At 72.5% G+C, this 8,181-nt stretch carries 8 protein-coding genes; 6 read left to right on the top strand and 2 right to left on the bottom strand.

Features of this window, described 5'->3' with window-relative positions; translation table 11 throughout:
• The coding region (locus AC061S_RS16680) for a xanthine dehydrogenase family protein molybdopterin-binding subunit (protein ID WP_478686727.1) at window positions 1-1,896 on the top strand (1,896 nt) is incomplete at its 5' end.
• Window positions 1,897-2,019: 123 nt separating this feature from the next.
• Here the strand turns inward: AC061S_RS16680 and AC061S_RS16675 are convergent.
• A complete protein-coding gene (locus tag AC061S_RS16675; protein WP_478686726.1) occupies window positions 2,020-2,187 on the bottom strand; it encodes a hypothetical protein in 168 nt (55 codons plus the stop codon).
• On the opposite strand from AC061S_RS16675, the gene AC061S_RS16670 reads away from it, so the two are divergent.
• From AC061S_RS16670 to AC061S_RS16660, 3 genes are all read left to right on the top strand, one after another.
• Window positions 2,107-2,478: a polysaccharide deacetylase family protein gene (locus AC061S_RS16670; protein ID WP_478686735.1), complete on the top strand. Its 372-nt coding sequence runs from the start codon at window positions 2,107-2,109 to the stop codon at window positions 2,476-2,478. The two genes, AC061S_RS16675 and AC061S_RS16670, sit on opposite strands and share 81 nt — an antisense overlap.
• 28 nt (window positions 2,479-2,506) lie before the next feature.
• A complete protein-coding gene (locus tag AC061S_RS16665; protein ID WP_478686725.1) occupies window positions 2,507-2,950 on the top strand; it encodes a DUF6296 family protein in 444 nt (147 codons plus the stop codon).
• Window positions 2,951-3,064: 114 nt separating this feature from the next.
• Window positions 3,065-3,295 (top strand): hypothetical protein, encoded by a 231-nt coding sequence (locus AC061S_RS16660; protein ID WP_478686724.1) that lies wholly within the window; start codon window positions 3,065-3,067, stop codon window positions 3,293-3,295.
• A 62-nt stretch (window positions 3,296-3,357) separates the two neighbouring features.
• On the opposite strand, the gene AC061S_RS16655 is transcribed toward AC061S_RS16660, so the two are convergent.
• A complete protein-coding gene (locus AC061S_RS16655; RefSeq protein WP_478686723.1) occupies window positions 3,358-4,218 on the bottom strand; it encodes a PP2C family protein-serine/threonine phosphatase in 861 nt (286 codons plus the stop codon).
• Between the two features lie 159 nt (window positions 4,219-4,377).
• Here AC061S_RS16655 and AC061S_RS16650 point away from each other — a divergent pair, with 159 nt between their 5' ends.
• Complete coding sequence (locus AC061S_RS16650) at window positions 4,378-5,319, top strand: cyclase family protein (RefSeq protein WP_478686722.1); 942 nt, start codon at window positions 4,378-4,380, stop codon at window positions 5,317-5,319.
• 72 nt (window positions 5,320-5,391) lie between these two features.
• Window positions 5,392-8,169 carry an ATP-binding SpoIIE family protein phosphatase gene (locus AC061S_RS16645; RefSeq protein WP_478686721.1) on the top strand — a complete coding sequence of 926 codons (2,778 nt, stop codon included), beginning with the start codon at window positions 5,392-5,394 and terminating at the stop codon, window positions 8,167-8,169.
• The last annotated feature ends 12 nt before the right edge of the window (window positions 8,170-8,181 follow it).

The following is an 8,181-nucleotide window of genomic DNA, read 5'->3' as shown; positions in this document are numbered from 1 at the left end:
GACCCCACCCTGCGCGTGCTCCAGGACCCCGAAGTGCCACACCGCGGCTGGTACGTGGCCCTGGCCGTCGCCGAGACACAGGAGGCTGCCCGGGAGGCGGCCGCGGCCGTCCGCATCACCTACGACGCCGAGCCCCACGACGCCGTCCTGCACGCAGGCCATCCGGCGGCCTACACCCCCGATGAGGTCAATGGCGGCTACCCCGCCCACCGCGAACAGGGCGACGCGGCCGCCGCGTTCGCCGCCGCGCCGGTCCGGGTGGACTGCGCGTACGCCGTACCGCCGCTCCACAACCACCCCATGGAGCCGCACGCGGCCACCGCCCTCTGGGAGCCCCGCACCGGCACCGACGGCGACCCCGACACCGACGCCGGCACCCTCACCGTGTACGACTCCAGCCAGGGATCCGGACTCGTACGCTCCACCCTGGCCTCCCTCTTCGGGCTGCCCGAGGACCGTGTCACGGTGGTTTCCGAGCACATCGGCGGCGCCTTCGGCTGCAAGGGCACCCCCCGCCCGCACGTCGTCCTCGCCGTGATGGCCGCACGGCACACCGGCCGCCCCGTCACCCTCGCCCTGCCCCGGCGCCACCTCGCGGCCGTCGTCGGCCACCGCGCGCCCACCCTGCACCGTGTACGCCTGGGCGCCCGTACGGACGGCACGCTCACCGCCCTCGTCCACGAGGTCACCACCCACACCTCCCGCGTCCGCGAGTTCGTCGAACAGGCCGCCGTCCCCGCCCGCGTCATGTACGCCGCGCCCGCCCTCCTCACCACGCACCGCGTCGTGCCCCTCGACGTACCCACGCCCTCCTGGATGCGGGCTCCCGGCGAGTGCCCCGGCATGTACGCCCTGGAATCGGCTGTGGACGAGCTGGCCGACGCCCTCGGCATCGACCCGGTCGAGCTGCGCGTCCGCAACGAGCCGGCCGCCGAACCCGACAGCGGCCGCCCGTTCAGCAGCCGCCATCTGGTGGAATGCCTGCGCGAAGGGGCCGCCCGGTTCGGCTGGGCCGCCCACCGCACGCCGCGCCGGGACGGCCCGCTGCTGATCGGCACCGGGGTCGCCGCCGCCACCTACCCGGTGTACATCGCTCCCTCCTCGGCGCGGGCGCACGCCCTCCCCGACGGCACGTACCTCGTCAGGACCAACGCCACCGACCTCGGCACCGGCGCCCGCACCGTCCTGGCGCAGATCGCCGCCGACGCGCTACGGGTCCCCCTGGACCGGGTGACCGTGGAGATCGGGCACTCCGCGCTGCCGCACGGCTCGGTGGCCGGAGGCTCGGCCGGCACCGCCTCCTGGGGCTGGGCCGTCCACGATGCGTGCACGAGCCTCGTCGACCTCCTCGCCCGCCGCACCGGCCCGCTCCCGGAGGCCGGGGTGTCCGTCCCGGCCGATACGACGGCCTCTGCCAAGCAGAAGTCCCCGTACGCCCGGCACGCGTTCGGCGCCCACTTCGCGGAGGTGCAGGCCGACACCGTCACCGGCGAGGTCCGGGTGCGTCGGCTGCTGGGCGTCTTCGCCGCGGGCCGCATCCTCAACCCGCTGACCGCCCGCTCCCAGCTCGTCGGCGGCATGATCATGGGACTGGGCATGGCCCTCACCGAACACAGCACCGTGGACCCCGTCTTCGGGGACTTCACCGAGAACGACCTCGCCTCGTACCACGTCCCCGCCCACGCCGACGTGCCCGACATCGAGGTGCACTGGCTGGACGAGCACGACAAGCACCTCAACCCGATGGGCAGCAAGGGCATCGGCGAGATCGGCATCGTCGGTACCGCGGCGGCCATCGGCAACGCCTTCCACCACGCGAGCGGCCACCGGATCCGCGAACTCCCCCTCACCCCGGACCGCGTCCTGGCGGCTCTCGACCGAGGCACGCTCCGGTGAGCATCACCGCAAGGTAGGAGGTGAGGGCGGTGTGGGCGGGCTCTTCTCCGCCGCCGGCACCGCCGGCTGACCGGCCGCGTTCGGGTCGTTCCTTCGGGGGAGGCGGAGGGCGCCCGATCGTTCCTAGCCTGGAGTCCGGAATCCCACCGCAACGGAAGCCCTGCCACGATCGCCCGTTCGGCCGCCGGCGGCGGCGCGCGGGACGTCGCCATCACCATCGACGACGGCCCGGACCTGGTCGAGGACGTCGTCGCTGCCGGGCACCGGCTGTGCGACCACTCCGTCAGCCACGACACCACGATGGATCACAAGCCGGTCGCCTTCCAGCAGCGGGAGATCCTCGACGCCCGAACCATGATCGAGCAGGCAGCGCCGGGCGCGACCGTGGACCCCAAGGACTGGAGCCGTCCGGGCACTGCGGCCATCGTGTCGACGGTGGAACAGCAGCAATCCCACCCGACCGCCCTCTTCCACGACGGCGGCGGCGACCGCTCGCAGACCGTGGCCGCCCTGCGCGAGGTCCTGCCCCGGTTCGCCCAGCACGGCTGCTCCTTCACCTTCCCCGTCCGCACCGCCCCCTGACCAGCGCGGCGACCCGGACAGGACCGTCGTGCCCGCCTCACGACCGTTGCCCGGGTCAGCGCCGACGGCCGCCTGTTCAACAAGGTGGACTCCCCGGGTACGCTCCGGCTCCCCCAGTCGGACCCCGCTGCCGCGTGGTGCCCCTCGTCATCGAGGCTCGTGGTGCACGTTGGTACGCGGCCCGCCGGTGCGCGGGCCACGCGACAGCGGTACGTGGAGGTGCGCAGTGGGCGGTGACCAGGAGGATCGCTACGAGCTGGTATTCGACAGGGGTGAACCCGGGGCTCACGGAACGGACATCGTCGTCGTCGCACGCACCACGCAGACGGGTCCGGGCGGCCATCCCGTCTATGCCGATGCCACCGGGATCATACGTGCCGAGATCAGCGACCGGGGCGAGCTCCGGATACTGCCCTCAGGGGGCCAGCAGGACCCGACCCACCCCGTTCGCGCGCGCCGCCCCGCGTCCTGAAACACGTGGCGTGATCGGGGAGACACGGCTCTGCGATGACGGTGGTGGCTTCGACCTCGACGAGGAGGTCTGGTTCCCCCAGTGCCGCAACGCCCAGTAGGGGTGATCCGCGGCATGTTCGACGCGGGCTTCGCACTCGAAGACGCCGACGCACGGTCAGAGACACCGGACAAATATGGAAAAAAGAGGTTTCATCTGCCGCTGGCGGGCTATGCTGCTGATAGGCCTACGAGGCGAGCGAGGGAGTTCGACCGGAGTAGCCGACTGAGGCGGAAGAGGTTGCAGTTGTCCGCCGTGGCCGACGTCAGCGGTAGGGCTGAGAGGCCTGAGGGTTGGAAGACCTGAAGGCGACCTCCATCACCTGATCCGGGCAATGCCGGCGCAGGGAGCCCGTTTCGTAGGTCGTTTCACGTCCCGCCCCGTCTCGGACACCCCGAAGCCAGCCAGTGCTCACCCCTGGCCGGGGCCCGCCCCGTGCCCGTCTTCGAGCCGGTCGACGAGGATGACCGCCACATCGTCCGCCAAACAACCTTGCGTGTGGCGGAGCAATGCCTGACGCAGGCCCTCCAGGAACGCCTGCCTGGGCACAGCAGCAGCGGCGGCGGATGGCCCCGGTTGATCACCTCGATGTCGGGGCTGTCCGGGATCTGGGCCACGAGCGCGGTGACGAAATCCTCCCGGAGGGCGTCGTCACCGCCGCCCGCGCCGGCGCCCACGATGACGGCGTCCCGCCGCAGGGCCGCTCCGCAGTGGTTGATGACCTCCACCAGGTCTTCCTCGTAGTGCACGGCCTCCCGGAACGCGCCGAGCACGACCGCGGCGGCGCGTACGGCGGGCAGTCCCTTGCCCCGGACATCCCCGACGATCATCCGGACCCCGTACCGGGTCTGGACCGCGCCGTACAGATCCCCGCCGATCTGCGCGCCCGTCTCGGCGGCCAGGTACATGCTGGCCGCCCGTACGGGGCCCAGCCGGGCCGGCACGGGCCGCAGCAGGACCTCCTGGGCACCCACGGCGATCCGGCGGATCTGGTTGAGCTCGTTCTCCCGGCGCGTGCGCACGGCGCGGCTCGTGATGCAGCTCGCCACCGACACCAGGATCAGGGCGAGGAAGTTCGTGTAGACCTGCTGGCCGCCCCAGGCCTGGTTGTGGGTGGCGGTGGTCACGCTGACGCCGACGGCCACTCCGGCCGCCGCGAGCGTGCCCTTGGGACCCATCGTCACCGCCGCCAGAGCGGGTGTCGCCACCAGCAGCGGACCGGTGTACACGACATGCGCGGGCGTACAGCCAGCCTCGCCCGTGCGCACGGCCGCCACTCGCCACTCATCGGGGGCATCGCTCCCTGTGGGCGTCCGGCCGCTGCCCGGGCCGGGTATGGATGCGGAAACGGCGGGCCGCCCGCCGCCCCTGCCCGTCTGGAGCACCGCATGCCCGTGAGCACCCACCCCGCGGAGGTTTCCCGGGTCTCCCGTCGGGAATTCGACGCCCTCTTCGCCGCGGTCCGTACGTGGGGCCGCTGGGCCCCAGCCGACCGGGGCGCCTGGAACCGGGTCACCCCGGACCATGTGCGGCGGGCCGCCACCCTGGTCCGGGACGGTACGACCGTACCCTTGGGGTTGCCCTGGAACACCCGGCCCGGCCCCGACAACACCCGGCCCGCCCTGCACTACATGTCCGACCTCGGCGATGTGGAGCCCCCGGAACCGGCCACCCACAAGGACTTCCTCGCCGTCGACTACCACGGCAAGGCCGTCACCCACCTCGACGCGCTGTCACACATCGCCTACCGAGGACGGCTCTACGAGGGACACCCTGCACGCGAGTTCATCGGCGCCGCCGGCGCCCGCTTCGGCTCGGTGTCGGCGCTCGGCCCGCTCGTCACCAAGGGCGTGCTCCTCGACCTGCCCGCCGTCCTCGGAGCCGACTGGCTGGAGCCCGGGCAGGCGGTCCACGCCCGTGACGTCATCGCCGCCGAGCGGGCGCTCGGCGTCGGGATCGACCACGGGTGCGCGGTGCTGCTGCGCTCCGGCCGGTTCCGGCGCCGCCGCGAGCTGGGCCCGTGGGACGTCGACGCGGCGAGCGCGGGCTTCCACGTGGACGCGATGCCACTGCTGGCCGAGCGTGCGATCAGCCTGCTCGGCGCGGACGGGGACAGCGATGTACGTCCCTCCCCGGTCGAGGGCCTCCACTCCCCCGTCCACGCCCTCGCCATCGCGGCCATGGGGGTGCCCCTACTGGACAACCTGGACCTGGAGGCGCTGTCCGCCGCGTGCGCCGAAGCGGGACGCTACGAGTTCATGGTCGTCGTGACACCTCTCGACGTCCCCGGAGGGACGGGATCGCCGGTCAATCCGGTCGCTCTCCTGTGAAGCGGAAAATTGCCGGGAATATACTCAAAACGCGCTGATTCAACTTTCATCGGCCAAGGGGAAGTGATGCAGATGGGGGTCACGGGAGAGCAGATCGGCCCCGCACGCTCCCGTGAGCGATTCCTGGGGGGTGAGCCGGTCGAGACCGGGGTCCGGAGTCCGATCCTGAACTCCTGGCTGCGCTGCCGGCTGCTGGGACTGTCACCGGACGGGACCGAACTTCCCTACCGTGACGACTTCGATCCGGACAGCCGGCTCGTGCGTGCGGCCGGACCCGTGCTCGACCAGCTGCAGTCCCGGTTCTCCGGCAGCCAGATGAACATCTCGGTCGCCGACGCGAACGGCACGGTGCTGCAACGCCGTTTCGGCGAGCCCTCCCTGGCCCGGAGTCTGCCCCCCATCCAGAGCGTGCCCGGCTTCGTCTTCGCCGAGCGCTTCGCCGGGACCAACGGCATCGGCCTCGCGCTGGCCGAGCGGAGCCCGATCCAGGTCTACGGCGCCGAGCACTTCGCCGAACGCGCCCAGAGGAACGCCTGCTGCGCCGTCCCCATCCGCGACCAGCTCAGCGGGCGCATCGTAGGTGTGCTCTGCTTCGGATACCCGTACGCCTACGAGCGCGGGGACCTGGCCGTCCTGCTCCGCCGGGCGGCCGAGACGATCGAGCGGCGGCTGATGAAGCATAGCTCGACGCGCGAGCGGCGGCTGTTGCGGACGTACCTCGATGCCGAAATGCGCGCGCAGACGGGCGGGCCCGCCGGGGACGGGCACCACACCGGGCCGACCGTTCCGGCCGGGCTGGAGGAACTGGTCGATCTCGAGCTGGATCCGCGTGATCAGACGATCCTCAAGGAGAAGGCGACCGAGCTCATCGCCTCCTCCCGGCGGGCCTCCGTGGACGTGGCCCTCCCCCACGGCCGGGAGGCCACCTTGCTGAGCCGCCCGGTCACGAGCCGCTCCGGGGTGGAGGGCATGGTCGTCGAGGCCGTACTCAGCAGCGGCACGCCGCCGGTCCATCACCTCTCCGTCTCACCCCGCGCCGGACCGCCGCCCGCCGGAGCGCCACCCGGCACCGCCGGACCGCGCCCCGGCACGATCCGCGGCCTCGTGCTGGTGGGCGAGCCGGAAGTCGGGAAGTACGCCGTCGAGGCACGGCGCCGCCTGGAACTGCTGGCCGAGGCCAGCACCCGCATCGGCACCACCCTGGACGTGAGCCGCACCGCCTGGGAACTCGCCGAGACGGCGGTCCCGAGGCTGGCCGACTACGTCACCGTGGACCTGCCCGAGGCCGTGCTGCGCGGCGACGATCCCGCCGGTCCCGGGACCGACCTGCACCGCACGGTGGTCCACGGCATCCGCGACGACTGCCCCTTCTACCCGGCCGGACGGCACGTGGAGCTCCTCCCCGGAACCCCTCACATGCGCTGCCTGGCCAGTGGGCGGGCGGTCCTGGAACCCCAGCTGACGTCCGCGGCCGGCTGGCTCGCCCAGAGCCCCGAGCGCTCCCGGCGGATCCTCGCGCACGGCGTGCACTCCCTCATCGCCGTCCCACTGCTCGCCCGCGGCGTCCTGCTGGGCATCGCGGGCTTCTACCGCTCGCAGGACCCCGCCCCCTTCGGGGACGACGACAGCCGGCTGGCCCAGGAACTCGCCGCCCGCGCAGCCCTGTGCATCGACAACGCCCGCTGCTACACCCGGGAGCACACCCTGGCCCTGGCACTCCAGCGGAGCCTGCTCCCGCGCGGCATGCCCGAGCAGAGCGCCGTCGAGGTCGCCCACCGCTATCTGCCCGCCGAAGCCGGAGTGGGCGGCGACTGGTTCGACGTCATCCCCCTGTCCGGCACCCGGGTGGCCCTCCTCGTGGGTGACGTCGTGGGACACGGGCTGCACGCCGCCGCCACCATGGGGCGGCTGCGGACCGCCGCACGCAACTTCGCCGAACTGGAACTCGCCCCCGACGAGCTCCTCACCCACCTGGACAACCTCCTGGTGCGCCTGGACCGGGAGGAGAGCGACGACCCCGCCACGGGCAGCACCGGCATCGTCGGCGCCACCTGCCTGTACGCCATCTACGACCCCACCTCGCGGCAGTGCACCATGGCCCGGGCCGGTCACCTGCCGCCGGCCCTGGTCCATCCCGACGGCAGCGTGAGCTTCCCCGACCTGCCCGCCGGGCCCCCGCTGGGCCTGGGCGGTCTCCCCTTCGAGACGGCCGAGATCGAGCTGCCCCAGGACAGCACGCTCGTCCTCTACACCGACGGGCTCGTCGAGGACCGTCACCGCGACATCGACGTCGCCCTCGACCAGCTGCGCCGCGCCCTGGCCCAGGCGGACCGGAGTCCCGAGGACACCTGTCGGGCGGTCATGGACGCCATGGCACCCGAGCACCCGTCCGACGACATCGCCCTGCTCGTCGCCCGCACCCACACCCTGCCCGCCGACCGGATCGCGGTCTGGGACCTGCCGGCCGATCCCGCGCGGGTCTGCGACATCCGCGCCGCCGCCACCCGCCGGCTGGCCCACTGGGGGCTGGACGAGCTCACGTTCGCCACCGAGCTGCTGCTGAGCGAGCTGGTCACCAACGCCATCCGCTACGGCACCGAGCCGATCCAGGTGCGCCTGATCCACGACCGCGCCCTGATCTGCGAGGTCTCCGACGGCAGCAGCACCGCCCCGCACTTGCGGCGTTCGGCCACCACGGACGAGGGCGGGCGCGGCCTGTTCCTCGTCGCACAGCTGGCCCAGGCATGGGGCACCCGCTACACCCCACACGGCAAGGTCATCTGGGCCGAATGCGCCCTTAATGCGGCTCAACAACCGCTATACGAAGAATTACCCCTTGACTCCCAGTAGCATCCTCCCTGT

The organism is Streptomyces sp. CA189 (assembly GCF_056428985.1).
This window is presented reverse-complemented; position numbering and strand designations above follow the sequence as displayed.

What these genes read in the sequence shown, in the direction of transcription:
- AC061S_RS16645 (WP_478686721.1), top strand. Translation starts at nt 5,392, where the DNA reads ATGGGGGTCACGGGAGAGCAGATCGGCCCCGCACGCTCCCGTGAGCGA.
- AC061S_RS16650 (WP_478686722.1), top strand. Translation starts at nt 4,378, where the DNA reads ATGCCCGTGAGCACCCACCCCGCGGAGGTTTCCCGGGTCTCCCGTCGG.
- AC061S_RS16660 (WP_478686724.1), top strand. Translation starts at nt 3,065, where the DNA reads ATGTTCGACGCGGGCTTCGCACTCGAAGACGCCGACGCACGGTCAGAG.